Origin of the sequence: Sorangium sp. So ce381 (assembly GCF_051473845.1) — a bacterium.
In the GTDB taxonomy this organism is placed as follows: Bacteria; Myxococcota_A; Polyangia; order Polyangiales; family Polyangiaceae; genus Sorangium; species Sorangium atrum.
Window position 1 is genome coordinate 10046476 of sequence record NZ_CP150336.1, and the last position, 24924, is coordinate 10071399.

At 67.8% G+C, this 24924-nt stretch carries 20 protein-coding genes and 1 pseudogene; 15 read left to right on the forward strand and 6 right to left on the reverse strand.

Features of this window, described 5'->3' with window-relative positions:
- Nucleotides 1-306: 306 nt before the first annotated feature.
- Nucleotides 307-1257: an integron integrase gene (locus WMF29_RS37735; protein WP_437324942.1), complete on the reverse strand. Its 951-nt coding sequence runs from the start codon at nt 1255-1257 to the stop codon at nt 307-309.
- A 426-nt stretch (nt 1258-1683) separates the two neighbouring features.
- Here WMF29_RS37735 and WMF29_RS37740 point away from each other — a divergent pair, with 426 nt between their 5' ends.
- The 5 genes from WMF29_RS37740 to WMF29_RS37760 all read left to right on the forward strand — a co-directional run bounded on the left by WMF29_RS37740 (nt 1684) and on the right by WMF29_RS37760 (nt 7529).
- Complete coding sequence (locus WMF29_RS37740; RefSeq protein ID WP_437324943.1) at nt 1684-2556, forward strand: hypothetical protein; 873 nt, start codon at nt 1684-1686, stop codon at nt 2554-2556.
- On the forward strand, nt 2556-3089 hold the full coding sequence (locus tag WMF29_RS37745; protein ID WP_437324944.1) for a restriction endonuclease: 534 nt from the start codon (nt 2556-2558) through the stop codon (nt 3087-3089). Before WMF29_RS37740 ends, WMF29_RS37745 begins: the two co-directional genes overlap by 1 nt.
- A 237-nt stretch (nt 3090-3326) precedes the next feature.
- A complete protein-coding gene (locus WMF29_RS37750; RefSeq protein ID WP_437324945.1) occupies nt 3327-6362 on the forward strand; it encodes a CHAT domain-containing protein in 3036 nt (1011 codons plus the stop codon).
- Nucleotides 6363-6604: 242 nt separating this feature from the next.
- Entirely contained in the window at nt 6605-6928 is a 324-nt protein-coding gene (locus tag WMF29_RS37755; protein ID WP_437324946.1) for a hypothetical protein, read from the forward strand.
- 163 nt (nt 6929-7091) lie between these two features.
- On the forward strand, nt 7092-7529 hold the full coding sequence (locus WMF29_RS37760) for a hypothetical protein (RefSeq protein ID WP_437324947.1): 438 nt from the start codon (nt 7092-7094) through the stop codon (nt 7527-7529).
- Nucleotides 7530-7714: 185 nt separating this feature from the next.
- On the opposite strand, the gene ltrA is transcribed toward WMF29_RS37760, so the two are convergent.
- Nucleotides 7715-9286, reverse strand: coding sequence for a group II intron reverse transcriptase/maturase (gene ltrA / locus WMF29_RS37765; RefSeq protein ID WP_437324948.1), 1572 nt, complete (start codon nt 9284-9286; stop codon nt 7715-7717).
- A gap of 738 nt (nt 9287-10024) precedes the next feature.
- Between ltrA and WMF29_RS37770 the strand changes: the two genes are divergently transcribed.
- The 6 genes from WMF29_RS37770 to WMF29_RS37795 all read left to right on the forward strand — a co-directional run bounded on the left by WMF29_RS37770 (nt 10025) and on the right by WMF29_RS37795 (nt 16525).
- Nucleotides 10025-11095, forward strand: a complete 1071-nt coding sequence (locus WMF29_RS37770; RefSeq protein WP_437324949.1) for a nucleotidyltransferase domain-containing protein — start codon at nt 10025-10027, stop codon at nt 11093-11095.
- Between the two features lie 6 nt (nt 11096-11101).
- A complete protein-coding gene (locus tag WMF29_RS37775) occupies nt 11102-12850 on the forward strand; it encodes a ThiF family adenylyltransferase (protein ID WP_437324950.1) in 1749 nt (582 codons plus the stop codon).
- Entirely contained in the window at nt 12835-13338 is a 504-nt protein-coding gene (locus WMF29_RS37780) for a Mov34/MPN/PAD-1 family protein (protein ID WP_437324951.1), read from the forward strand. The genes WMF29_RS37775 and WMF29_RS37780 overlap by 16 nt, the downstream gene beginning before the upstream one ends.
- Entirely contained in the window at nt 13335-15128 is a 1794-nt protein-coding gene (locus WMF29_RS37785; protein ID WP_437324952.1) for an SAVED domain-containing protein, read from the forward strand. The genes WMF29_RS37780 and WMF29_RS37785 overlap by 4 nt, the downstream gene beginning before the upstream one ends.
- 618 nt (nt 15129-15746) lie before the next feature.
- Complete coding sequence (locus tag WMF29_RS37790) at nt 15747-16034, forward strand: UPF0175 family protein (RefSeq protein WP_437324953.1); 288 nt, start codon at nt 15747-15749, stop codon at nt 16032-16034.
- Nucleotides 16031-16525: a DUF3368 domain-containing protein gene (locus tag WMF29_RS37795; RefSeq protein WP_437324954.1), complete on the forward strand. Its 495-nt coding sequence runs from the start codon at nt 16031-16033 to the stop codon at nt 16523-16525. Before WMF29_RS37790 ends, WMF29_RS37795 begins: the two co-directional genes overlap by 4 nt.
- Nucleotides 16526-16874: 349 nt before the next feature.
- Here the strand turns inward: WMF29_RS37795 and WMF29_RS37800 are convergent, their stop codons facing one another.
- Together WMF29_RS37800 and WMF29_RS37805 are read right to left on the reverse strand one after the other, a co-directional pair.
- Nucleotides 16875-17045, reverse strand: coding sequence for a hypothetical protein (locus WMF29_RS37800; protein ID WP_437324955.1), 171 nt, complete (start codon nt 17043-17045; stop codon nt 16875-16877).
- 125 nt (nt 17046-17170) lie between these two features.
- Nucleotides 17171-17932, reverse strand: coding sequence for an ATP-binding protein (locus WMF29_RS37805; RefSeq protein WP_437324956.1), 762 nt, complete (start codon nt 17930-17932; stop codon nt 17171-17173).
- 41 nt (nt 17933-17973) lie between these two features.
- Between WMF29_RS37805 and WMF29_RS37810 the strand changes: the two genes are divergently transcribed.
- Nucleotides 17974-18726, forward strand: coding sequence for an ankyrin repeat domain-containing protein (locus WMF29_RS37810; protein WP_437324957.1), 753 nt, complete (start codon nt 17974-17976; stop codon nt 18724-18726).
- A gap of 45 nt (nt 18727-18771) precedes the next feature.
- Here the strand turns inward: WMF29_RS37810 and WMF29_RS37815 are convergent, their stop codons facing one another.
- Entirely contained in the window at nt 18772-19512 is a 741-nt protein-coding gene (locus WMF29_RS37815) for a poly(ethylene terephthalate) hydrolase family protein (RefSeq protein WP_437324958.1), read from the reverse strand.
- A gap of 731 nt (nt 19513-20243) precedes the next feature.
- Nucleotides 20244-20897, reverse strand: coding sequence for a hypothetical protein (locus WMF29_RS37820; protein WP_437324959.1), 654 nt, complete (start codon nt 20895-20897; stop codon nt 20244-20246).
- A gap of 658 nt (nt 20898-21555) precedes the next feature.
- On the opposite strand from WMF29_RS37820, the gene WMF29_RS37825 reads away from it, so the two are divergent.
- The 3 genes and pseudogenes from WMF29_RS37825 to WMF29_RS37835 form a co-directional block, all read left to right on the forward strand.
- Nucleotides 21556-21717 carry a hypothetical protein gene (locus WMF29_RS37825; protein ID WP_437324960.1) on the forward strand — a complete coding sequence of 54 codons (162 nt, stop codon included), beginning with the start codon at nt 21556-21558 and terminating at the stop codon, nt 21715-21717.
- 1619 nt (nt 21718-23336) lie between these two features.
- Nucleotides 23337-23954 carry a hypothetical protein gene (locus tag WMF29_RS37830; RefSeq protein ID WP_437324961.1) on the forward strand — a complete coding sequence of 206 codons (618 nt, stop codon included), beginning with the start codon at nt 23337-23339 and terminating at the stop codon, nt 23952-23954.
- 330 nt (nt 23955-24284) lie between these two features.
- A pseudogene (locus WMF29_RS37835) lies at nt 24285-24695 on the forward strand (NrsF family protein); the annotation flags it as partial.
- Nucleotides 24696-24924 lie beyond the last annotated feature (229 nt).

Genomic DNA, 24924 nt, shown 5'->3' on the forward strand with positions numbered 1-24924 from the left:
TGGCGCATCGCCGGCGCGTGCTTTGCTGCGGGCCGTCCCGCGTGGTGGAGAGCTCGGCGAACTGCGGCAACCTGAACAGCCCCGTGGCTGATCGGCCGGGAGGTTGCAGGGGCACTCCTTCGCTTCGGAGGGGTAGCGCATCAAGGACCCGCTCGCGCCTTCATTTGGTGTAGAGACCGCACGGTCCTGGCGCTGGCCTCCTTGACAAGATGGGGCAGCCGTCGGCTACGCTACCTTTCCGCGATGCGTGGGGGCGGCACGTGGGAGTGGGGTCGGAGTTCAAGGCGCGCCACGCGCAAGCGGCGGTCAGCGGTCGAGAGGGCTAATCACGCCGAGAGGGCCGCGGTCGACGATGTGGGTGTAGATCATCGTGGTCCGCACATCCTTGTGGCCGAGCAATGTCTGGATCGTCCGGATGTCGGTGCCCGCCTCGAGCAGGTGGGTCGCGAAGCTGTGGCGGAGGGTATGGCATGTCGCGCGCTTGGTGAGCCCCGACGCCCGTCCGGCATTGTTCACGGCCCTTTGCACCGCCGATTCGTGCAGGTGGTAGAGGACCTGTCGACCCGTCGCTGGATCGGTGCAAGGGCGAGAGGCGGGGAAGAGGTACTGCCAGGGGAGGCTCGTGGCTGCTCCTGGCATCTTCGCTCGCAGAGCGTGGGGCAGGTCGACCTCGCCGCGGCCAGCCGCGAGCTCCTTCTTGTGCCGTTGCGCCACGGCGTCGAGCTGGACCTGCAGCTCGTCGCGCGCCCGAGCGGGGAGCAAGGCCGGCCGGTCGTGCTGTCCTTTCCCGCGGCGCACCATGATTTGCCGTCGATCAAGGTCGACGTCTTTGACGCGAATCGAAAGCGCTTCGAGGAGGCGGAGGCCGCTTCCGTAGAGAAGCTCGCCGATGGGTCGAAAAGGTGGGATCAGGTGCTCGAGCAAGGTGAGCGCGTCCTTTCGCGAGAGGACCGTGGGGAGGTGCTCCGGCCGGCGGGCACGCTCGAGCGCTTCGAGCCGGGGTATCTGCAGGTCGAGGACCCGCTTGTAAAGGAAGAGGAGCGCACACAGCGCTTGGTTTTGCGTGGACGCCGCGCTGCGGCGCGCGACCGCAAGATCGTTGAGGAAGGCCGTGACCTCTTCCGCGCCCATCTGCCGTGGGTGCTTGCCGTGATGAAAGCGAATAAATGCCCGGATCCAGTGGACATACGCCTCTTCGGTACGCGGCGAGTAATGCAGGCGCCGGATGGTGGCGCGCACGGCTTCGATGAGGGTCATGGGGATGGTTCCGATTGGTTGGGGCCGGTTCGTCGGACCCGCATTGACCCTCATCGGCGCAGGGCAGGCGCGAGTTGCGGAGGCCAGCGGATATTTGGGCCGCACTTCGGTCGCCCGAGGCAATCAATTGCAGGCACGCATCTTGCTTTGCGGCACACCGTCGCCGTCCGAAGCCCCTCAACGGCGATACGTAGTTGTGCAGCGGCGGCCTATCTCCGGAGATGCGCAGATAGCCTGCGGAAGATCGCGACCTATCCGCGGGAATATGTAGATATGCTGCGGGGTGCCGCGACTCATCCGCGAGAACACGGTGATCGGGCACCGCGGTTCGCAGCCTACATGTAAAAAATGCGAAGATATGTCGCGCGGCACAGATGATTGCGACGTTCGACTGAGTATCCATGAGACGCCCGGAGGGACCGGACGATGACGCGTCAAAATGATCGACACTGCCTGATCATCGCTCCAGGGGGCGCAGACTTAACTGTGCTGATAGAGGTGCTCCATGAGAACGGTTACGAGGTATTAGCGCCTACGGCGATGGGCGCCGGCGTCACTTGGCTTGCGGCTCTAGGTGAGGCCCTTGGGCGCGCCGACCTCGTAGTTGGGGTCCTTGATGTCAGCGACCCGTCCGCCGCCTTCTTCGACCTTGGATTCGCGGTCGGGCGAGGTACCCCTATCCTTATCATCGCCCCTCCCTCAGTTGCGCTCCCCGTGGGTCTGTCTTCTGTCCCTGTGGTGCGCGCAACCATTACCAACAGGGAAGCTCTCGAATTCGCCCTGCCGAACTTCAGACCGCCCGGACCCAAGCGTCGCACCTCCCGCCTAGCGGGACCGGACGTCGCGAGTCTGATTCCTTCTTATCGGGCGCGCGCTCGCACTGCACGAGGAAGGGATCTGGAAGAACTAGTCGCGACAGTTTTCACCGATGCAGGCATCGAAGCAAAGTCCAATGCACGAATTGGTCCACGGGAAATAGACCTTGCGATCTGGTCCGACGCTCTCGAGCCATATCTGGGCGCACCGGTACTGGTAGAAGTCAAAGACCAAATCGACGAACGGGGGCTCGCGCGAGCCCTCGCCCATCTGACGGTGACTGTGAATGCAGCGCAGGCTCAATGGGGAATCCTGGTATATCGCGAGGGCCCCGCGGGTGCGGTCGTCAATGCGCATCTCAGCCAAGCGGCGCACGTTCTCGCTCTGACGGTCGACGATCTGCTTGATGGCCTCGCTCGATCAAGCTTGTTCGACCTGCTCCGCTCGCTGAGAAACCGGAAAATACACGGTGTGGGGCAATAATGGCGACCAAGTTCGCAGCCACGACTGCCGCACTGCTGCAAGCCTCTCTGCGCGCTAAAACAAGTCAGAGCAAAGGAAAACTGTTCGAAGACCTTGTGGCTCACTTGTTCTCGTCGATCAGGGGAGTCGAAGTGAATCGCCGCAACGCAAAGAATCCGTTTCAAACGGAGGAAATTGACGTTGCCCTCTGGAATGACCAACACTCTTCCGCAGTTCCTTTCCTCCCCTGGATCATCCTCGTGGAGTGTAAAAACTGGACCACAGCCGTCGGCTCAGAGCAGGTAAGCTGGTTCGATACCAAGCTTCGAAACAGAGGCATTGAACTCGGCATTCTATTTGCCGCCAATGGGATCACCGGAGACGCTAAGTCGCTCACAGACGCACACCTTACGATCGCAACGGCGCTGCGGGAACGGCGACGAATCGTCGTACTTACGTCCTCCGACGTTACGGCGTTGAGAGGGCCTTCGCAGCTGGTAAGCCTGCTCAAACAGAAGCTTTGCGATCTTGCAATTGTTGGAACAACCATATGAAGGCCGACCGGCCGAACTCAGCACTGAACCCGACCGCGCTTTGCGCGGCGGGTTACCGCAGCGTTCGGCAGGCAGGCGTTGTAGGCCGCGCGGAAACCGTAAACCGCGACAGATGGTGGACGCAAACATGATCAATACTAGGGAAATGAGCCTGACGCGGCGATGGCCTCCGTCTGTGATGATAGCGGTTTCCTTCAAGGCAGGGCGCCACCCTGACTCAAGGGCGCGACCAGGATCATGATGGCCGCGGAGCGTCCTACCGGCTTCGAGCTGCGATGGCTCCAGCCGCTGCGAGGCGACGAGATCGCGCCCCTAGTCGCCAACGTGGTGCACTCATCGCCGGAGGTGGCCAAGCACTCCTTGAGCGCGGTTGTGCGCCTGTCCCTCACGCCTCGGGCCTGGTCGCTGGTCGCCGCCAATACCCGGCTCCTCCTCGATCGCGCCGCGACCTTCGACGAGCCCACCCTGGCCGAGATCCTCCGCAACGCGACCAGGATCCCTGTGCCGTCGCTGCGCGCCGTGCTCCTCGACTTGCTCGAGAAACCCCTCGCCGAGGTGCCACGCCAGCACCTGATCTCCGCCCTCGCCCGATCAGAGGAGCCAGCGGTCGTCCCCGCTCTGCTACGGCAGCTGCGAAGCTCCGATCCTGAGGTGAGAGTCGTTGCCGCCCGAGACCTGTCGATCTTTCGGGGCTTGGACCGCGACGAGCTGCAAAGAGCCTTCGCCGGAGAGCTTCACCCCGCGGTGCGCTTCTGGATCGCGCTAGCGCTGGCCGTAGGCGGCGCGCCGGACGCGTTGCTCCAGTTCTTCCGAGAGCGGCGACTCCGGTATCGCTTGAAGCCGCCCTACATCAACCACCGAGCATGGCAAATCGCCTGGCAGGTCGAATCGCTTGCGGCCCGACTGCGCAAAGGTCGGCTGGGAAAGCTTCTCGGACCGGTAGACGTCTTTCTCCGACAACGCGGCCTTCTTCCGGGCTGGGAGTGGGAGCCGGCGATCTCGGTCGATGGCTCCGAGCAGTTCGTGCTGCACGAGCGAGCTGACTTGCTCTCGGACGAGATCCGCCGATCGATAGGACGAATCCCGCTCTCTCCGACCGACGCGAGGGCCACCCTTCAGCATACGCTCAAGCCCCAAGAGCCCCATCGCTGGCCCGGTGCCGAGACACGCGCTCCAGAGCGCGTCGCTTCCGAGACCGAGATCGCGGGCGCCAAGCAGACGGTCGAGCGGTGGATCGAGCGCGCCCCCGATTGGGCGGCGGAATCGCAGGAGCTCTGGGACAGGCGGACAGCGCGCGGCGTCGTCGGATTCGAGCCTGGGTTCGCCCAGGTCGATCCAAGGCTGCGCGGGCGCGCGGTAACAGCCCTCTTCGTGCGTCAGTTCGCCCGGATGCGTGATCCGGTCAGCGCGGAACCTTTCCTCTATCGGCACGACGAGTTCGCCATTTCGGACGGCGGAAACACCATGTGCGTGCTCGTGATGAGCATCATCGAGGGTGCGGCGGGCATCGACGTCGCAGAGCTGTTCCGGCTCTATTGGGAGAACGAGCAGGCGCCCGTATATCCAGGAATCCAGCTCGCGGCCGCGGCATCGTATGCGAGCCCTCGGGAGGTGCTGGTGGCGACCGAGCTGGCGCTCCGTTCCGGGTCACCGGAGCACCGTCGCGCGGCGGCCGAGTTCATCGAGCTTGTTCGCCGCTACGTGGGCCAGGGGATCCCGGGTTGGGGCGGGGAGGGAGGTGCGCCGGAAACCGAGTCCGACCATGCCAGCGCCGAGCACCGCGAGACCCTGTCGTACGACCCGCTGCTCGAGGCTCCCGCGCTGGTCTCCCCCGAGCAGAGCGTGAAGATCCGGGTGGATCTTCGGCGGGCCGCCGGTCTCGCCGGCCAGCTTCGGTTGGAAGACATCGCCTCTCCCTGGCGGGCGCTCACGGTGGACGTGTCCATCGTCGCCCCCGGCATCCGAATCCAGGCCGGGCGCGAGAGCGGAGTCATTACCTTGTACCCGGACGGCACCTCGCTGCCCTTCGAGACGGAGGGTGAGGTGGCTCCAGAAGAGGGTCAGAAAGGCATCCGGCTCTGCGCGCTCTTCAGCTTTCGTGGCCGTAATTGTGGCTGGGCGGACCTCCGAATCACCCTGGACGCCGCTCACCCGCGTGGCTCGCCCATCGCCGCCAGCATCGAGATAGATCTCGATGCCGAGCCCCCCGCGCTCACGCTGCAAATGGCCTACGACGAGCTGGCGGATGTGTACGTCTACAATGTCTTGACGAGGGAGGAGCTCCAGCACCTCCCCGGCATGCCCGATGAGGCTTGCGGGAGCGTCCGGCTGCAACGAGACGACGTCGCCCAGTGCCGACGCATCTTCGCTACGACGGTCGCGATGGACGCCGGGCAGGCTCGGAGCACGCTCCAGGGGCTCGGCGATCTGCTCTACGAGCGTCTCCCCAAACCCTTTCGCGAGGCATACCAGGCGCTTCGCGAGCGGCTCGGCGAGGGCTTCGATATCCAGGTGATCAGCGACGACCCGGGGTTCCCCTGGGAACTCGCCCGTCCATGCCTCGACGGGTCGAGCACGACCTTGCTCTGCGAGGCGCATCCCATTGCGCGATGGCCAAGCGGCCGGATTGACTCTCGCCGCGTTCGGCTGAGAAGGGGCGGGACCATCCTCACGGTCGCTCCGGCTTACAAGGGCAAGGAGAGCCTTCCTCGCACGAAAGAGGAGGCGGCTTGGCTGGTCGAGGAGCTCGGGGCAACACGCTTGAAGCCGATAACCAGGGACGGCTTCCTTGGCGCCCTTCGAAGAGGCGATCCACCTATCTCGGTGTTGCACGTCGCCGGACATGGCACATTCAATAGAGATGCACCACTCCTCTCGAAGCTGGGGCTGGGAAGTCAGTACCTGACGGTAGCGGACATCCGGGGGACGCCGAAGCAGGCGCTCGAAGACGCCCTCGTCCTCCTGAACATTTGCGAGGCGGGAGCGGCGGACGGGCACTTCGGGCATACGGTCGTCAGCCTGGCGGAGAGTTTTCTGCATCGCGGCGCCGCGGCCGTCATCGCGCCAATCTGGACGGTGGGGGACGGAGAGGCCTTGGAGATGCTGAAACGCTGCTTACCCCGGATGCTCAGCGGCACGCCGATCGCCGAAGTGCTTCGCGACGCGCGCTACGGAGATGGCATGTCCATCGATCCGCTCGCGTACCTGCTCTGGGGCGACGTGCACGCCGCATTCGGCCCGCAGGAGGCGGACGATGCCGCTCGGATCGGCTGAGTTCCTCCGCTGCGGTTATGCCGCTCCGCCAACGCGGCCCAGAGCATGGCGGCGCCATGGCGGGGCGGCTTCGTCATCTGAGGCGCCGAACAAGCCGATGAAGCAGGCCGGCTTCGCCGGCAGCTTATCGTCGGTCGTTAGGCGGGCGGAAGGCGTTGCGGAGCCCTCCGGTGCGGCGTACGGTGACATTGTGTAGGACGGCGCAACGATCGCACACCCAACACTTTGCAAGGGTCCCACTAATGGCGAAGGTCTCGATCTCCAAGAACCTCACCCATCCGCAGTGTGTGCTTGCTGCGCAGCACTTCCAGCAGTACTGGCAGATCGTTCTGACCCAGGCGGGTAGCAACGGCGATTTCACTATCGGCCATGGCGCGAACGGCAGGTGCGCCCACATGCACGCGGCGCCGTGGAACCGCAATCTATGGATTTGGTCAAACCCAAGAGGTTGTAAGGTGTTTCTTAGTTTGAAAGCGAAAATTCATCGCGACTACTGCGGCGCCGGAAGGGTCGCAGGAGGTGCGTACCGCGGCGTTGGCCATTGCTCGTGCGGGGGCCAGCACTGACGAGGATAAGAGGAATCGCCGCTCCATGCCTTTGGTGCTCACTAGAAGAGGTCGCCGGTGGCCCAATCGACTCAGACCGAAAGGGTTTGAGTCGTTTGATCATGAGGATTTTGCCACGTGGTGGAAACGGAACCAAGCCGAACTCCCGGATCTGGATCCGCGAGTGTTCGAGCAATGGGTCTTTCGCCATTGGTCGTATTCGGAGTACTTCGGTTTGCCACTGCGGGGCCTCAAGTGCCGGGCCGTGTACCTTGAGACGAATACGTTGCTTGCGGTTGGCGCTGGTGGCAACGCAATCCCAGACCGGACTCCCGAGTCCCTCTTGGCGGTCTTCGAGCACATGCGCGAGTTGCCGTGTCAGCCCATGATCACGATGAATAGTACCGGCACCTGGGACTTTCCCGTGCTGCTGCTGGAGAGTCCAAACGGATTCGTCTATCGTGGACGACAGGAACATGCACCGAAACTGTGGCTCATCGAGGGGCACCTGCGAGTTCGGTACCTGATGGCCCTCGCTGCGCACGGTGTCGTGCAGAAGGAGCACTCGGCGCTTGTACTCGCTTACGACTCCACTCGCTCGCGCGTCTGGGGAAGGGCATGATTCACCGCTTCGATGTACTCCATCTCCGCTGGGAGCCGCCGAACAAGCGGCTGCTGCCGGCGGATCGAGTAGGCGCCCCCCGTTGCCGGGGGGCGCCTCTCACAGAACCGGACAAGTGCTGTTCACATCCGGCTCTTCGGGACGGCGGGTTGCGACCCCCGCCGCCGGCCGGTTCACGACCTCTCCTATCCCAGCGGCAGCGTCAGCTGCACCGGGGCGACGATGCGCCGGGCGTGGGCCTCCCACTGCTCCGCGAGCGACACGAGCCCCCGTTCGGCGAAGTACGCGTTGCGGAGCCCTCGGTCGACCGCCGGCGAGTGGCTCAGCGCCCACCGGGACTTGCGGCCCCCGTAGACGTTGCGCCACGCCGTGCGAGGCTTGACCCCCAGCCGAATCAGTTTCCGTACGATCGTGCGCTTGGTCTTCCAGTGCGCGAGCTGGATCGCGCGCAGCCGGCGCCGCGCATGCGCGTCCAGCCCCTCGAGCGTCTGCTTGACCCCTGCCGTGCAGATGCCGAAGAAGCCGAGCCATCCGAGCAGAAACGCGTTGAGCTGGAGGATGCAGGCTCGCAGCGAGCTTCCCCAGTTTCTCGGCGTCAGCTCGCGGATGGCGGCGTCGACGCGCTCCTTGGAGCGCTTCGACAGCAGCACCTCGACCTCGCCGTCGAGCGGCTCGCGCCGCAGACGGAAGCCAACGAAGTGCCGTTCCTCGGGACGGGCTACGGCGCTCTTGGCGGCGTTCACCTTCAGGCGCAGCCGCCTCTCGATGAAGCTCACCAGGCTCGCCATGACCCGTCGCCCCGCTTGCTCGCTACCGACGTAGATGTTGCAGTCGTCCGCGTAGCGCACGAAGCGGTGCCCGCGCCGGGCAAGCTCCTGGTCGAGCTCATCCAGCACGATGTTGCTGAGCAACGGCGAGAGCGGGCCGCCTTGCGGGACCCCCTCGTCCATGCTCACCGCCACGCCATCCGGCATGACCACCCGCGCCTTGAGCATGCGGCCGATGACCACGAGCAGCCGGCGGTCCGTGACGCGCTGGGCAAGCCGCGCCATGAGCCGCTGGTGGTGGACTCGATCGAAGAACTTCTCCAGGTCGAGATCCACGACCCACTCGTAGCCCTCTTCCACGTAGCCTCGGGCCTGGGCGATCGCGGTGTGGCAGCTCCGGCCGGGCCGAAAGCCGTGGCTGCTCCCGTGGAATGTCGGCTCGTACAGCGGCTCGAGCACCTGCCGTACGGCTTCCTGGACCACGCGATCCACCACGTTGGGGATCCCCAGCCCACGCTCACCGCCTCCCGGCTTGGGGATCCACACGCGCCGGATGTCTCCGGGCACGTACGTTCCCGCAAGCAGGGCCGCGCTCAGCTCTGGCAGCAGCCTGGGCAGGTGCTCGCGCACTTGCTCGATGCTCTGCCGGTCGGGGCCGGGGGCTCCGTTGTTCGACGCCACCTTCTCGAAGGCCTCCCGCAGTCGTTCCGTCACCTCTTCCATCGTCGCCGACGTGGCTGTCTTCTTCTTGCGCCTCGGCTTCGGCGCCGCGCGCGTCGCAGCCACGGGTCGGCCCATGTCCGCAACGCCGTCGGCCCTTCCGGCTCGCGCCGGCAGGTCTTCGGCTGTCCCGAAGCGCATCCCAAGCTGCCCCGTCCGTTCGTTGACCGGGACCGCCTTCCCTCCCCCGAGCGGGTCGCCCCGCCGGGTTACGGCCGCCTTTCGACGGCTTTTCGGTACCATGCGGTCCTCTGACTTCTGCCGGGCCATGACCTTTCGTCCTTCCGTCCTACGGGCTACCGCTGGCGCGGAACCCGGCAGAGCTCACCGGGTAAGTCCCCACAGTCTTCACGACCATCCCGTCGCCCCTACGCCTGCGCCTCCGACGGAGATCGGGCTTCACCGCTGGCAGCCGGCTCACCCGGCGCAGACGCCTCACGGCGCTTCGCTCTCGCTCGACACGGTCGTGCACCTACAGCTTCCACCAGACGCCCCCCTCGCGGGTTCAAGGCCGTGCAGCCAGCGCCCTTGCCTCCTCGGTGTCGGGTTCCCTCCGTCAGGGCCCCGGGTCTGGACTTGCACCTCCTGCCTGTGGGTCATGCCGGTCGCACTGCACCTGCGCCGCGCTGCGCGCGGCCCGGCGCCCCGCGGCAGAGCCGCAGTCGTTCGGCGGGCGGGTCCTGTGCCACGCGCGTCAGGCGGGAGGGTCTCTCGGCGGCGGAAGGAGCGTTCGGCGCGGCAGGCTGTCCGCTCGATGCGGCAGGGCGCGCGTTCGGCATCGCCGAGATCGACGTCGGCGCGAGCTGGATCGCCTCGACCCTTGCTTGCGTGTGACAGACAATGTCACGAGTACGCGTGGCGGCACTTGCCGGCCGAACTGATCGTGCCTACGTGACAGCGACCGTATGTTAACTCGCAAACGTAGTGCACGATCATGACCGCGCACGACGTTCGGGCAATCCGCGCGGCGGACTGCCCTTCGGCCCACGCTGCAACCCCCGGGTACCCATGGCCAACGTCCAAAAACAGTTCGAGCAGTACGACGACAAGATCCGGCTCACCCGCTACGACGAGAACGCGACGCTCGTGAAGCGCCGCGACGCGGTGCTCGACAAACTCCGCGACCGCTTCCGGGCGATGCGCAAGGAGGGCAAGGACATCCCGACCTTCCGGTGGTTCAACCAGGGCAGCTACGAGATGGGCACGGGGATCGACCCCGAGAACGGCGACTACGACATCGACGTCGGCCTCGACTTCAACGCCACCAAGTCAGAGTACGAGAACCCCGTCACCCTCAAGGAGCTCGTCTACGACGCGCTCAAGGACCACACCCCGCTCGGCACCGTCGTGCGCCGGTCCTGCGTGACAGTGAAGTACCAGATTGACGGCGAGCTAGCCTACCACGTCGACCTCGCGATCTACACCTGCGACAACACCGAGGCCGACCCGCGCACGCTCTACCTCGCCAAGGGCAAGCTCAACTCCGCGCCCGAGCACCGCGAGTGGGGGCTCTCCGATCCCAAGGGCCTCACGGCGTGGGTTGCCGAGCGCTTCGAGGGCGACGAGGAGACCCAATTTCTTCGCGTCGTGCGAGCCCTCAAAGGCTGGAAGTCGTGCATGTTCGACCACAACGGCAACAGCGCGCCGCCGGGCATCGGTCTCACGATCGCCGCGGGCCGCCTGTTCCGCCCGGAGGTGGCGATCGACCCCGTGACCATGAAGACCACCTGCGACGACCGCAAGGCCATGCGCAGGCTCGTCGACGCGATGGTGCGGGACTTTTCGCTGGTCGTGTCGCAGGAGACGCCCGGCACGCAGGTGGAGCGGCTGTTGGTCGCGCTGCCCGTGGTCCCGAACAAGGACGTGTTTGCGAAGATGACCGACACGCAGAGCCGCAACTTCAAGGCGAAGCTCGTCGGATTGCGGGACCTGCTCGACGCCGTGGAGCGCGAGGAGGACCCCGTCGAGGCTTGCACCAAGATGCAGAAGCAGTTCGGGAGCCGGTTCCCGGTGCCCCCGAAGGAGGAGACGGCCAAGTCGGGCAACCGCGCGATCACGTCGTCGGGTGTCTCCGCGTAGCCGCGCATGCTCGCGCCTTCCACTACGGTACCCGCCGCGCATCACGCGTACCTCGAACGGTTGGGGACCGAGGGGCACCTTCGGGATCCTCGCCCGATCGAACCGCGCGCTGCGTGGTATCGGGACCGCACCCTCACGGCAGCCGTGGAGGGAGCGCTCGATCTCGGTGACCGGGTGGCGCGAGTGCAGGTGGGACTCCCGGTCGGGTTCCCCTCGCGACTTCCGGTGGTGGCCGTCGACCCTCGCGGCGAGTTCGCGGCCCTGCCCCACGTGGAGCCGAACGGCGCGGTCTGCTACCGCCCGCGCGACGAGCCCCTCCTCGACCGCGAGGACCCGTTCGGGATCGTCCGCGAAGCGCTGAACCTCGTGGCGGCGACCCTTCGTGCGGGACTGCACGGCGACCGAGCGCGGGAGTTTGCCGACGAGATCGTTGCGTACTGGAGCGCGGCGTTCCCGAAGGCGCCGACGCTGCTGAGCCTGATCGAGCCCGATGCCCGGGCGCGGCTCGTCACGCTGTTCCTCGACCACGGCATCCGCGTCGCGGTCGCCGACTCCCCCGCCGCGCTCGCGGCGTTCCGCCAGTCCCGTAACGTGGAGCGGCTCACTTTCGTCAATGCCGTGTACGTGCCGGTCGAGGGCGTCGCCGCGGTCCCGGACTTCCACCCTCGCCAGCTCTGCTCCGCGGAGGGGCTCCGCGCCTTCGCCCTGACTACGCTCTCGAAGGACCGCACCCTCTGGCGCAACATCGAGCAGCACTGCCGGGCGCGCGAGGTTCTCGTCGTCCTCGGCGTGGCGCGTCCTGCGGGTCGGCGCGGGCTGGTGGCGGTCGCCATTCGGCGGCGAGGCGATGGGCATCCGCTGGACCCAGGAAGGCTCCGGGACGACGTCATCGCGCCGCGCCGCCTCGAACCTGTCGACCGCGGGTTCGTGCTCCCGCGCGGTGGTGCTGATACGGACCTGGGGCAGCGCCGGGTTCTCGTCGTCGGGTGCGGCGCGGTCGGTGGACACGTCGCGATGAACCTCGCGCGCGCTGGCGTCGGCATCATTGAGTTGATGGACTTCGACGAGTTCGTGCCGGCGAATACCTACCGCCACGTCTGCGGGCGGGCGTACCTCGGAAAGAAGAAGGTCGTCGGGCTCAAGTTGGAGATCGAGCGGCTGCTCCCCTTCGTTGAGGTGCGGACGCACCTCAACGACGTGCTCACGTGGGCGACGGACAAGCCCGAAGCCTTTCGTGACTTCGACGTCGTGGTGCTCGCGACCGGCAACCCGACCGTCGAGTTGCAGGTCAACGCGACGATCCTGCGCGACGCAGCGGCTTCGCCCGCGATCTTCGCATGGCTCGAGCCGTTCGGGCTGGGCGGTCACGCGCTGGTCACGCACGTCGGCGCGACGCCGCGCGGGTGCTACGAGTGCCTGTACGCCCGCGACGAGGACGGCACGCTCGTCTGCCGTGCAGCGTTCGCGCGGCCGGGCGCGCGGTACACGCGGGATGTCCTCGGGTGCGGCAGCCAGCACGTCGCCTTCGGAGACGTCGACGCCCAGCAACTCGCCGCGAGCGCCTCGCGCGCAGCCGTGGCCGTGCTGCGCGACGCGATCAGCGAGAGCGTGCTCACCTCATGGAAGGGCGACGCGACGGCGTTCCGCGGTGCGGGGTTCGAGACCACGATCCGCTACGAGCGAAGCGGGATCCAGACCCAGCTCACGAGCGCGCAACTGCTGCGACCGGGGTGTCCCGTATGTCATCCGAGCTGACCGCGCGGCTACGATTCCTGCGCCGCGACGGATCGACGTTGGTCGTGTCGGCGCCGGCGCTGGCGGCCATGGTTGCGTTTCAACAGCGGACGCGGCGCGATGCCGAGGCGGGCGGCGTGCTGCTCGGGCGCTACCTCCGCGACGCGCCGCACGTGATCGTGGATGAAGTTACGACGCCGATGCCAGGCGACCGTCGCTGGTTCACAGGCTTCCACCGGAGCCGGCGCGCGCACCAGCGGGTGATCGATGACCGCTGGAAAGCGTCCCGCGGGACCTGTCAATACCTGGGCGAGTGGCACACGCACCCCGAGGAGACCCCCACACCGTCGTGGATCGACCGCTGCGACTGGCGCCGCCGGCTCGCGCGCGACAGCTACGACGCAGCGTCCCTCTTCTTTCTCATCGTTGGCACCCGCGCGGTCGCTGCCTGGGAAGGTACCCGTGCCGAAGTGCTCACCCAACTCCCTGAACACCCCAACGACCTATGAACACGGAACATTCTGCGACCCTCAACCCCTCCGCGACGGGTTTGATCCTGCTCGCTCATCCGGTGCACTGGACCATCTCCTCCGCGGAGATGGTGCAGGCCCTTTCCACCGAGACCCACGCCCTTTCGCGCGTAGAGGTGTCGCTCGACGAAGTGCGCGTGCCGATGCACGCCGCCGGCCTGATCGACTGGGTCGACGCGCGGCAACGAACGGAGCAGGCGCTGGCCGAGCGCCTCCGGCCGCTGCTCGAAAAGTCGGACGGCTACCACGTCGCCTACTTCGGGGCCGCACCGATCCCGCTCGCGATGTTCCTGGGCTTCCGGGTCGGCACGTGGGCGACGGTGCATCCCTTCCAGAAGCGCCACGACAGCCCGAGCTGGCGCTGGCAGCGCGAGGACAAGACCATCGAGGTCAAGGTCGAGGGCGTGCCGCGCGATAAGGTGCGGGCGCGCGGCGACGTCGCGATTCGCGTCGCGACGTCCCACGCGATCGATCTGCAGGATGTGCGCGACGTCGTGCCCGAGGCCATCGCGGAGATCTCCATTCAGACCGCTCCGACCCACACCGACGCGCTCAGCTCGGCGGCCGATCTCGAGGCCGTGGCGACCGAGTTCGTGCGGGCCCTGGACGCGGTCATCGAGCACTGCCCCAACGCCCAGTGGGTCCACGTCTTCGTCTCCGCGCCGGTGGGAATGGCGTTCCGTCTCGGCGCGTGCGTCTCGCCCACGAAGCACCCGCGTGTGAAGACCTACCAGTACATGCGCGAGAGCTCGCCGAAGTACGCGCCGGCGATCGTGCTCCAGGAGGACGGCGAACCCACGTTGGTGCTCGACGACGTCGCGCGGGACCGGGCGGGCACCGCGCGCCGCCTCTGGGACGAGGAGCGGGCGCGGCTCGCGGCGTACGGCACGACGTTGAAGCGCCACGCCGCGAAGGCCGAGACGTGGTTGCCGACACTGTTTCAAGATACCGCGAGCGCGTGGAACCCCGGGCTTCGGCTCGCCGCGCTGCCGCCGCTCTGGAAGGCAGGCTTCGAGAACGTGCGGGTCGGCCAGGGGCCCTCGGCGCTCGCCGAGTTCCGGTTCGATCCAGCGAGCCGCGAGTGGCAGTTCGGTGACGTCCTGCTCGCCGGGATCGCGCGCCAGGTGCCCGGCGAGGACGATCTGCGGCGCGCCGGTCGGATGTTCCTGCTCCACGAGGGGCTGCACGAAGTGGCGCAAGGGCTGACTTCCGCAACAAGCGCGCGGATCGGCCGCTTCCCGAAGCTGCTTGAAGAGGTGGACTACGTCGCGGATGTATGGGCGATGCTCCATGACTACGCGCTCGAACGGGACACCTCTGGCAAGACGTCCGATGCCCGGGCCCACCTGCTCAAGTGCATCGACGTCGCGCTCGGATCGTTCTGGGGCTTCGATGATCGCGGCACGGAGCTGCGGGAAGTGCAGGTGCGGCGCCTGCACCGCTACCTGATCTGGACGTGGCAACGCTTGCGGCTCGAGCAGGTGACGGGCGGCGAGCCCGACGTGATCCGAACCCTGTTGGAGCGACCGATGCTCGAGCTGGCCGGCCCGCCGGTGGTCGCTCGTCGGGAGCGCGTGTACTTCGACCTCGATCCGAAGCGCGTCGACAGCCCGGAGCTCATGGTCCTCGACGGCAATCGCGCGCAGCGGTACGGCACCGGCCCCGGCACGCCCGTCGCGAACATCCTGGAGGGCTTTCGCCGGCGCGATAGCACGCTCATCCGCGACGCCCTGCAGGGGGTGTTCGACCAGGTCCGCCGCGCCGCCTGACGCGCTTGCATCCGCCGTCGTGCCGAGCTGGATCGCCTCGGCGGGCAGCAACCGCGAGGGCGTTCGTGCGGGCCAGGCGGTGCTCGGCCGTGCCCGGCGCCCGTCGTCGGGGCCGCCGAAGGCGTCGATGAACGCCCGAAAGCATGGTGGCGCCATGGCGGTGCGCGGCTCCGCCACCTGGGCGCCGAACAAGCCGATGAAGCTGGCCGGCTTCGCCGGCAGCTTATCGTCGGTCGTTCGGCGGGCAGGCGTGAGCCGAGGCAGTTATGGCTCCAGCGGAGTACAGCCTCCCAGGCCCGCTCGTGCCCGCTCGCGTCTGCCCGGGCCTGGGCAGGCGCCGCCCCGCGCCCAGCATCGTCGACCCCGGCGAGAGCCGCAAGGGGTTGCGCCCATGGCGACGGCTGGGCGGTTACGTCCCGGCGGACGTCGCTCCCGACGACGATCGCACCGACGATGAGTGAGCTGCGTCGATGCGACATTCGCGTGGCGTGGACCCGGGGTCACGTGAGCGTTCGCCCGGCCGTCGACCCGGGCAGCGTGGGGCGGGGAGCATCTCGGCCTTGCAGGCCACGGCGTCGGGTGGGATCCTCGGCGTGCACCGGCAGGACGTGAGGCAGCATGGGATCGTTCAACCTCGAAATTTCGGACGACATCCTCGACGAGGCACGCATTCCACCAGCCGAGAGGGAGGCCGTGCTCAAGCGAGAGCTGGCCGTGCATCTGTACGCTCGCGAGCTCTTGCCCAAGGCCGCCGCTCGCCGGCTGTCGGGGATGGATCGGGTTGCCTTCGACGACCTCCTCGGGCAGCGCGGGATCCCGTCACGGCTCACGGTCGAGGACTTCGATCAGGATCTCGCCGACCTCGCTGCGTTCCGGCGAGCCGCGGGCAGTGGCGGGCTCCCATGACGACGCCGCTGGTGGTGACGAACAACACGCCTGTGTCGCACCTCCTCCGGATCGGACAGCTTCCGTTGCTCGGGCTTCTGTTCGGGCGCGTGCTCGTCCCCGCCCAGGTGGTCGACGAACTCGATCGAGGCCGGCACGTCCTCGGCGCCTGGCGTGAGGCGCCAGGTGCCGATGCGCTGGTCGTGGCCGCGCCGCTCGATGGGCCTTTTCTGCGGCAGCTCCTCGTGCAGCTCGACCCCGGAGAAGCTGCGGCCATCGCGCTGGCGGTTGAGAGGAGCGCGTCGCTGTTGCTCATCGACGAGGTAGACGGCAGAAAGGTGGGCCGGCGACATGGGCTACGGATGACGGGGACCCTCGGCGTCCTGCTCGAGGGGAAACGTCAGGGGCACCTTGACGAGGTCCGAGCGTGGATGGACGCGCTCAGTCGTCGAGGTTTTCACATCGGCGCCGCGCTCAAGCAGCACGTCCTCGCGGCCGCCGGAGAAGCCTGAGAATGGGCGTGAAGCTCAAGAAACTTACAAATTCGCATGAACGATAAATCTGCATGAACGAGGCTTTGACCAACTTCCACGTGAGCCGCGCTATACACGCAGAGCCGCCCAGCGAGTCAATGCTGCCGACGGTCGGGCAGCGCGCTTCGTGCGGTGCCCGGACCGCGGCAGACCGGCAGGGCGTTAGCCAGATCAGGCCCAGATTGAGTAGAAGACGCAGACCATGTGACCAGATCATCTGATGGCGGCGCGGTCCGCCGGAACCTGAACGAGCGATGCCGCAACGGTTCGTCCGACGGCCCGCTCGTGGCGACGGCGATGGGCGATGGGGCTATCTTCGCCCGCACGCTCACCCCACCACGAGCGCCGCGCCGAAGCACGCTGTCGCGACCAGCATGGTCACGATCGGCGGCGGCGGAAACGCGCGGACGGCGAGGACCAGCAGCGCCAGCGACACCGCCGCGTTCAGCGCCACGACAGCAGGGAGCGCGGCGAGGGCGGGCGCGGCGAGCACGCACACGGCGCCGCCCTGTTGATGATCGCGGCAATCCGCAGGGATTCGGTGAAGTTCACCGGTGAAATCCGCGCCCGGTGCCGGTGAAACCCGCATCCGACGCCGGTGAAGTTCACCGGTGAAGAGGCGGCTCAGTGCTTCTTGGCGCGGCGCTGCTTGATGCGGGAGGCGCTCAGCTCCTTGGCTTCCTTGAGCCGGTAGCTCTCGGCCTCGATCTCGATCACCTCGGCCCGGTGCACGAGCCGGTCGACGAGCGTGACGACGCAGGCGGCGTGCGGGAAGACCTGGCCCCAGTCGGAGAAGGCCTTGTTCGTGCTGAGCAGGATCGGCTTCTGCGCGTCGTAGCGACGAGTGACGACCTCGAACAGCAGGTCGGCGTAGCGGCCGTCGTAGGAGAGATAGCCGACTTCGTCGATGCAAAGAAGGGCGGGAACCGTGCAGCGGTGCAGCCGGCGCGCGAGCGCGGCCGAGGACTCCTGCGCGGCGAGGTCGGCGAGCATGTCGCTCGCGGTCGAGAAGCGGACCGTGTGACCGCGGATGACGGCCTGGTGGGCGACGTTCTTCAAGATCATGGTCTTGCCGACGCCGTTGGGGCCGACGAGCACGGCGTTGTGGCCGGCGGTGATGAAGCCGGGAGCGAAGAGGTCGTCGACGGCCTCGCGGTCGATTTTCTTGGGCCAGGACCAGTCGAAGTCGGCCATGGGCTTGAAGGCGGCTACGCGGGAGTTTTTGATGCGGCGTTCAAGGCTGCGCTTGTGGCGCTCGCGCTCCTCGATGGCGAGCACCTCGCGAAGCCAGGGCTTGTCGGCGAGCTCCTCCCAGCACGCGAGCAGACCAAACAGGCCGAGGCCCTTCAGGCGGGCCCTTGTCTCGGTGGGCGTTAGAGCGGTCATGGCGTCGGCTCCTTCCTTAGGGCGTCGTAGGTGGCGAGCGAATGCGGCGTGACGACGGGCGTGAGCGCGCCATGGGCCACTACTCCAACGACACTGCCAAGGTCCTCCAGGAAGTGTCCAAGCACGGCCTCGAGCACCGCAGCATGTTCGGGTTGACCCCGCTGATGATGGCCGCAGAAGCCGGCAACGTCGCGCTGGTCGAGACGCTCATCGAGCGCGGCGCCCGGCTGGACGCCGTGGACAGCCTCGGGTGCATGCCGGTGCACTTCGCGCTACGGCGCGCGTTCAAGGACTCGAGCTACGCGCGCGAGAAGCTGGGCCCCTTGTTCGCGCTGCTCTGCCCCACCTCGATCGACCTCGAGGTCGACGACAAGCGGCTGCGGCTGACGCGAGCCCAGGGCGAGTTCCTCCTCCTGCTCCTCATGGTAGCGCGCGTCCACGACCTTCACGCGGGCGTGAAGCGCTACCATGGCTTTCAAGCGGCGCACGTCGACGAGAGCCTGCTGAGCGCGTTCCCGCGCAGCGTCATTCCAGAGGAGCGGCGGCGGCGAGTCTACTGGAACGGCGTGCTCGCGCGCGCGGAGGTGAGCTCCAGCTACAAGCCGGCGCGCAAGCTATGGCGTCGCGAGCGACAAGGCCACTACATGCCCAGCACGGTCGGCGTGCGAGTCGCCGGCGAAGCGGGCAAGCCGGACACCTACGTGCCGCTCGATCGCCTGCTAGGTTGCGACATCCTCGAAGAACAGGGCGCGCCAGACGCAGCCAGCCGGGCTCATGTCACGAGCCCGTCCTGAAACGTGATGCTGCCGAGCACGAAGGTCTGCTCGGTGTACCGCCTGTCACTCGTTCCAGTTCTTCCACCCGTTCCAATTCTTGGACTGAGTCTGCCACACGCCCTTGTTGTTGTAGTCGCCACCGTCTTTGAGGAACGCGTCCTTGCGGGAGTTCTCCCCGCCGAGGTGCCAACGCATCCAAGCAACGTTCGCTCCGGCGCCGTCCCAAGGCCCCGAGCCGTGACCACCGCCCTTCATCTTGCCGAGCCAGACTGGCCCCTTGTTGCCGGCGTTGTTGAAGTCACCCTCGGCGTTGGGCGCCTCTTGACCCGTTTCACCGTAGATGATGCCGACAGGGATCTTGAGATTGACGAGGGCGTTGTGCTCGAAGGAGCCGCTGTTGTCGAGCAACGCGGTGGAGACGCGCTTATCGGTTTGAGCAGCCGCTTCCGACGACAGCCCGCCCATCGAGTGCCCGAACACACCAACGCGGTCGAGGATCAAGCGGCCGTACATGGGGCTGTTCGGATCGGCGTCCTGAGCCTCCAGCCAATCGATCGCCGCCGACATGAGCACGGCGTCGCCCGTCGACTCTCGAATACCGACGAGGACGAAGCCCTGCGAGGCCATGCGCGTCAGCAGCTGTAGGTAGTCGCGAGGAGGGGTACCTCCGCCCGGACCCCAAATGGCCACCGGGTGCTTCTTGTTGGGCTCGGTGGTGAGCGTCGTCGGCCTGACGAGAATGTGGCCACCGCCGCTGAACGAGAGGTCCTGAACCGTCGTCGGGAGCGGTCCGTTAGCGTTCACATTGTCACCCGCCAGCACCACTTCGGGCCGATTGACCTGGCCGCCGCTACCGCCCGTACCGGCGGAGCCACCAGAATTCGCGGCGCTCCCGCCAGAATCGGTCCCGCCACCGCCCGCGCCCGAGTCGCTGCCTCCGGAGCTCGTGCCGGTGCCTGCGGACCCCGCAGTGGTACCACCCGAGCTGTTGCCAGCGGCCTCGCCCGTGCCGCCCGCTCCGGCGGGGTTAGCGCCGCCGCCAGAGCTGGTCTCGGTTCCGCCCAAGCCCGCGGCACCCGAGCTCGAACCGCTCGCCCCTGGGCTGTAGCCGTCGCCGGGAGCGGACTCGCTCGAGCAAGCAAGAACTAGAATGAGAACAGAAGGAGCTAGTTGCCTCATGGGATACCTCGGAGCTCCGAGCGCGCTGTCTTGACGACGGCCCTCAGGCCAACCTGCTACCTGAGCGGAAAAATTCGAACGACTCGCTGCTGTGCGGCGGCTGCGATGTGAGCGCACACATGACCCGATTCCGCTACGAAGTCCACCTATTCCGCTGCCGCGCGATTGTTCAAACCGCGCTAAACTCGAGGACTTCGGCCGGACGGCTCTAGCGCCCGACGGCGGGAGTATCGTCACCTCGTGAGCCTGACCGAGCCGACCGACTTTCCCATGCCGGAGGTTGACGCCAATGGGGTCGACCAGTAGTGTACAGCTATACGGTAGGATGCCTTCCGCTTGGTGCCAGTAGTGTACAGCTATACGTCGTCGAAGGCCTGGCGCACGGTGCGGGCGCGGTCCTCGACCCAGGAGCGATCGAGCGCTGCGGAGCTGGTCCACTCGGTCGCTTGTCGGTTGAGGTCGTCGAGGTCGGCGTAGGTCCGGACCGCGAACGCCTCGACGTGCCCGCGCACGAAGAAGGGCATCGCCGCGCTCGGGAAGAAGCGCAGGAAGAGCCGCCGCGAGTAGCTGAGCACCATGACGAAGGCCCAGAGCGGGCGCAGCGCCCGGCCGACAGCCAGCTTGCCGAAGTGCGCCCAGTCGACCTGCGCTTGCTCGCCGGGCAGCGTGCGCAGCCGCTGAAATGCCTCTGCCGGTTTCTTGGGGCGGAGACGGCCGATCACCCGGCGCAGATGATCGGGACCGCCCGGATAGCCCCGCTCCTTGAGCATGCCGAAGAGGCGACTGGAGCGCAGCGAGGGATACTTGCCGAGCTGCTCGACGATGAAGGGCACGAACGGGTCGACCATCGACGGGCGCGGCGCGACGACCTTCGGGTCGACGCCCGATTGCCCGAGCACGCGCTGAACGGTGGTGTGGTGCAGCCCGAGCTGAGCGGCAATGGTGCCCACGGGCCACTTCTCACCATGATAGAGGCGCAGAACCTCGGCCTCCTTCTCTTTCGCGATCACCACCGCCTCCCGTCACCGCGGAGGGCTTCGTGGGACGCGGGGAGCGCGTCGGTGAACAGCTGACCGAGCGCGCCGCTCGCGCAGGGCCCAGGGCGGAAGCCGCGCTCCGCAGAGCGAGCAGCGGTCGACATCTCGGATCCAATCGTCATCGTTGTCCTTTCGGCCGGGGGTGATCTCCGGCGCGAGCTGGGACATCGACGGGGCCGCGGCTTGTGTCACCCCGTGATGCGTCACTTTCTGCGCGGAGAACTTGTCCCGCTGCCGGTCCCGATACCGGGCCTGGCGAGCGGCATGGAGGCGGCGAGCGCGAGGCCGGCTCTGGTAGGCGACGCCGGCGCGACGGAGCGACTCACGACGCCGGAGCGGGCGGCAGTCGGGGCAGAGGCGCTGGCCGCGATCGCAGCGACGGCAGAGGCGAAGCTGGACGCGGCAGCGGGCGCAGTGGGCGAGGCGGTAGGCGGACGAAGGCAACGGGCTCCATGACGCCGCTTTCTGGACCTGGAGCCCGGCTTGTGATGAAGGTGGGGGACTCCGGCAACGCGGAGCTCCAGAAGGCCCGAGGGTGGCAGCCCTTGGGCCTTCGACTTTTCGGCGGGCGTAACGTCTACGCCGCGGAGGCGAGCGCGGCCCAGATCGGCGTAGGTGCCGGCGGTGAACGGTGAACGCTGCCGATCATGGGGCCGCGGTCTTCACCGATCGGACGCGGGACGCGATGATCACCGACACGCCCCTGCGGGCGCCGCCGCCGCCCTGGCCCGGCGTGCCCCGGCCGCCGTCGCCGGCCCAGTCCGTCGCCCAGCCGGCCTCGCGGCCTCGCTGATGCGGCCGATGCCCTGGCCGGGTGCGCCAGCCCTCGTTTCTTTGCCGCCGGTCCTCGGCCAGTGCGCTCCACATGCTGCCGTGTGGACCTGGAGCACGGCCCTGGAGATTTCAATACGGCACCGGATGGTCTCACCGGCCGACCGCGCCGGGCCGCCGTCGCGTCCGTCCTCCGCGCCGCCGGGCAATCCGTCAGCGCCCTTGCCGCCGACGCTCGAGAGCCCGCCGTCCGCCTCGCTGGGGCTCGCCGCCCTGGCCACCGTCGGACGTCTCGATCTCGCTGTCGCGCACGGTCACCCCGGCGTGCAGCGCGACGAGGCCGATGCTCGGGTAGCAGGAGGACGGAACGGAAGACGGCGAGCCGGAAGGGAGAAAGTGTTGCGCAGCAACCACAAAAGGCACCCGAGACGGCGACGGGGCTGCGCAGGAGACCACCGGGGCTGCGCAGGAGTCGGACGATTGTAATAAAGGACACCAATGAAGGCGCCCAGGAGGGGGCACGGGGCCGCGTAGGACGGCGGCGAGTGTTGCATAGGACACCAACGGCGGTGCACAGGAGGACGCCGAGGCCGCGCAGGAGGGCGCCGGGGGCCGCACAGGAGGACGCCGAGGCCGCGCAGGAGGGCGCCGGGGGCCGCACAGGAGGGCGCCGAGGCCGCGCAGGAGGGCGCCGGGGGCCACACAGGAGGGCGCCGGGGGCTGCGCAGGAGTGTACGAGCGGAGCCCCGGGATCGAGCACGCCGTGGGACTCGCCCTGGACCGGCGTGCGCATGGCAAGCGTTGCCTTCATGGCAAGGTTTGCCAGCCCCCCGGGAGGCAAAAGCGGGAAGGACTGCCATCACGCGCCGATGCCCGCGCCCCGGACGCGACGAGGCGACCGCTCCCGCGCTCCGCCGGGACGCGCGTCCACTCGTCGCGCCGGAGCGTCACAGGCCAGATCTCCGCGGCACGCTCGGTGCGATATTGCGATGTAGATGGGTGTGCGCCGAGCGAGGTGAGGGCGCCGCTCGCACCACGGATCGGCCGCTCGCCTCGCATCCACATCCGACATGCTCCGCGTCGCGCAAGCGTCGCCGGAGCTGCGTCGCAGGCGGCGGGTGGCGGCACGCGCCATGGGACCGGGAAAGCTGCCCGGCCACTCGGCCCCCTCCGTCCAGGAGTACGAGAGAGCCGCGCGCTGCATTGCCGTACTGTAGAACACTTGTGCGGACTTCCTCGATATCGACGCTCTGTTCGACTCGCACCCCGAGTGCTCCAGGGTCTTCGTGGGCAGGGCTGTTGCCAGGAGTTCTTCGACATCAACTGACCGTTCGTCTCCGCTCACCGCTCCTCCCCGCCGCCCGCCTCCACGTCGTGCCGCGCCCCCGGCGTCCGGTCCCCGTCGCCGTCCCCGTCCCTGCGCAGCACGTGACCGTCGCGAAGCGCTCGCAGCCGACGTCCTTCGGAGTGACGCGCGCGTCGCTCGATACGCTGTCGCTAGCACTCGGTGAGTGCGAGACCGCGGGCTTCCACGAACGACAGCAGCCTGTCCCGTCGTGGTCCGGGGTCGCCTGGAGCGCGGCGTCCCGTGAACAGGCGGTTTCCTCGCAGTCGCCCCGCGGAATCGTATACGCTGCATGCATGAGTCAGGTCGTGATGCAGGCAGCGGAGTTCTCGACGGTCGCTGCGGCGGAGCAGGCCGCGGCGGAGCTGCGGCGGCTCGTCGCCGACTATGCCATCTACGAGAAGACCGCCGACGCGCCGTGGAGCGAGGGCGCCGTGCCCGCGCCGCTGGTCGAGCTCGGGCGGCGGCACGGCGTGCCGTGGCCAGGCGACGCAACGTCGCGGTTCCTGCTCAAGGGCCTGTTCAACGACGAGGCGAACGTGCTCAGCGTCGATCGCCTGGTATTCTTCTGGGGCGGCGGCTTCGATCTCGGCGGCGCGTGGCTGCGTGAGGTGCTGCTGCGCGGGCTCGGCGCGGTGCACTCCACCGACGCGCCGCGGCTGGTGGTGCGCGTGGACGATCCGCAGGATCGCGCGGCGGCGTCGGCCGAGTTCCTCGTCGAGGAGGACTACGAGGAGCCGTTCACGACGACGGACGACGCCGTACTCGATCGTGCGCTGTTCACCATCACGTTCGAGCGCGACGGCGACCGCGTTCACCTGACGTTCGAGGACTCGGGCGGGCAGGACTGGGCGTTCGTCGCGATGCTGCCCCAGCTCTCGGGCGACGATCCCACGCTGCGCCCCTCGTCTTGAACCGCGAGCAGGCTGCTGGGGATGATGCCCCGGTGCTCTTCCTGGACGCCGGAGCTCAGGCACCGCGGCGGGCGGGCCGGCGCGGCGGCGTGATGGGGGCGAGGGGTGTCCGCCGGGGAAGAGCACGGCGGCGGCCGAACGCGAAATGCGGGCCGCGACCGAGATGCTGTGGCATGCCACGTCGCGGTGCGCAGCAGGTCCACGCTGCGACGGAAAAACTTCGCTCCGGCAATATCTGCTCTCGTGGTGAGCCGGTCCGATGGCAATCTGCTACTGCCATTGGTGAAACCGATGATTCGTTAGAACGATGCTGGAGTTCTCTGCGCTACCGGAAGGCTCGGCCGCCCGCGCGGCGCGCTGATCGCCTCCGCCGCCTCGGCGCCGGCCCTGCTGCTCGGCTGGAAGCTCGGCTGGAGCGGCGCCCTCGGCGCCGTCGCCGAAGCGCCGGCGAGGCTCGGGCTGCGCTGCCTCCTCTTGTGCCTGATCACCTCCGCGCTCCCCCTCACCTTGCTCCTGCTCGCGCGCCGCGGCACCGATCCACGACACCCCGCGGTCACGGGCGCTGCGCTCGGCGCCGCGGTGGGGGCTCTCGCCTGGGGGCTCACCGATCTGTGGTGCCCGGTCACGGGGCCTCGTCACCTCCTGCTCGGCCACGTCCTGCCGGTGCTCGTGGTCACTGCGGTGGGCGCCGTCGTGGGATGGTGGCTGATGCCGCCGCCGAGCCGCCCGCTGCGGGCATGATCGCGGCAGCGTAGCCGCCCTCGCGCCCGCCAGCATCGTCCCGGGGCGCTCACCTTTCGGCTCGGGCACCACGGGCGGCGGGCCACCATCATCGCGCCGCCAGGTCGGGTGACTCCGTCGTGGGCGGCGCGTCGCGAGGCACCTCCAGGGCGACTCGCAGGATCGGCGGCCTCCTCGGCCAGCTCGTCGCTTTTTTTGAAACGCACGCCGTCGGCGATCCGTAAAGACG

Bases quoted from the DNA above. Each gene is read 5' to 3' on its own strand.
- WMF29_RS37735 (WP_437324942.1), bottom strand. From the start codon at position 1,257: ATGACCCTCATCGAAGCCGTGCGCGCCACCATCCGGCGCCTGCATTAC.
- WMF29_RS37740 (WP_437324943.1), top strand. From the start codon at position 1,684: ATGACGCGTCAAAATGATCGACACTGCCTGATCATCGCTCCAGGGGGC.
- WMF29_RS37745 (WP_437324944.1), top strand. From the start codon at position 2,556: ATGGCGACCAAGTTCGCAGCCACGACTGCCGCACTGCTGCAAGCCTCT.
- WMF29_RS37750 (WP_437324945.1), top strand. From the start codon at position 3,327: ATGATGGCCGCGGAGCGTCCTACCGGCTTCGAGCTGCGATGGCTCCAG.
- WMF29_RS37755 (WP_437324946.1), top strand. From the start codon at position 6,605: ATGGCGAAGGTCTCGATCTCCAAGAACCTCACCCATCCGCAGTGTGTG.
- ltrA (WP_437324948.1), bottom strand. From the start codon at position 9,286: ATGGCCCGGCAGAAGTCAGAGGACCGCATGGTACCGAAAAGCCGTCGA.
- WMF29_RS37770 (WP_437324949.1), top strand. From the start codon at position 10,025: ATGGCCAACGTCCAAAAACAGTTCGAGCAGTACGACGACAAGATCCGG.
- WMF29_RS37775 (WP_437324950.1), top strand. From the start codon at position 11,102: ATGCTCGCGCCTTCCACTACGGTACCCGCCGCGCATCACGCGTACCTC.
- WMF29_RS37780 (WP_437324951.1), top strand. From the start codon at position 12,835: ATGTCATCCGAGCTGACCGCGCGGCTACGATTCCTGCGCCGCGACGGA.
- WMF29_RS37785 (WP_437324952.1), top strand. From the start codon at position 13,335: ATGAACACGGAACATTCTGCGACCCTCAACCCCTCCGCGACGGGTTTG.
- WMF29_RS37790 (WP_437324953.1), top strand. From the start codon at position 15,747: ATGGGATCGTTCAACCTCGAAATTTCGGACGACATCCTCGACGAGGCA.
- WMF29_RS37795 (WP_437324954.1), top strand. From the start codon at position 16,031: ATGACGACGCCGCTGGTGGTGACGAACAACACGCCTGTGTCGCACCTC.
- WMF29_RS37805 (WP_437324956.1), bottom strand. From the start codon at position 17,932: ATGACCGCTCTAACGCCCACCGAGACAAGGGCCCGCCTGAAGGGCCTC.
- WMF29_RS37810 (WP_437324957.1), top strand. From the start codon at position 17,974: ATGCGGCGTGACGACGGGCGTGAGCGCGCCATGGGCCACTACTCCAAC.
- WMF29_RS37830 (WP_437324961.1), top strand. From the start codon at position 23,337: ATGAGTCAGGTCGTGATGCAGGCAGCGGAGTTCTCGACGGTCGCTGCG.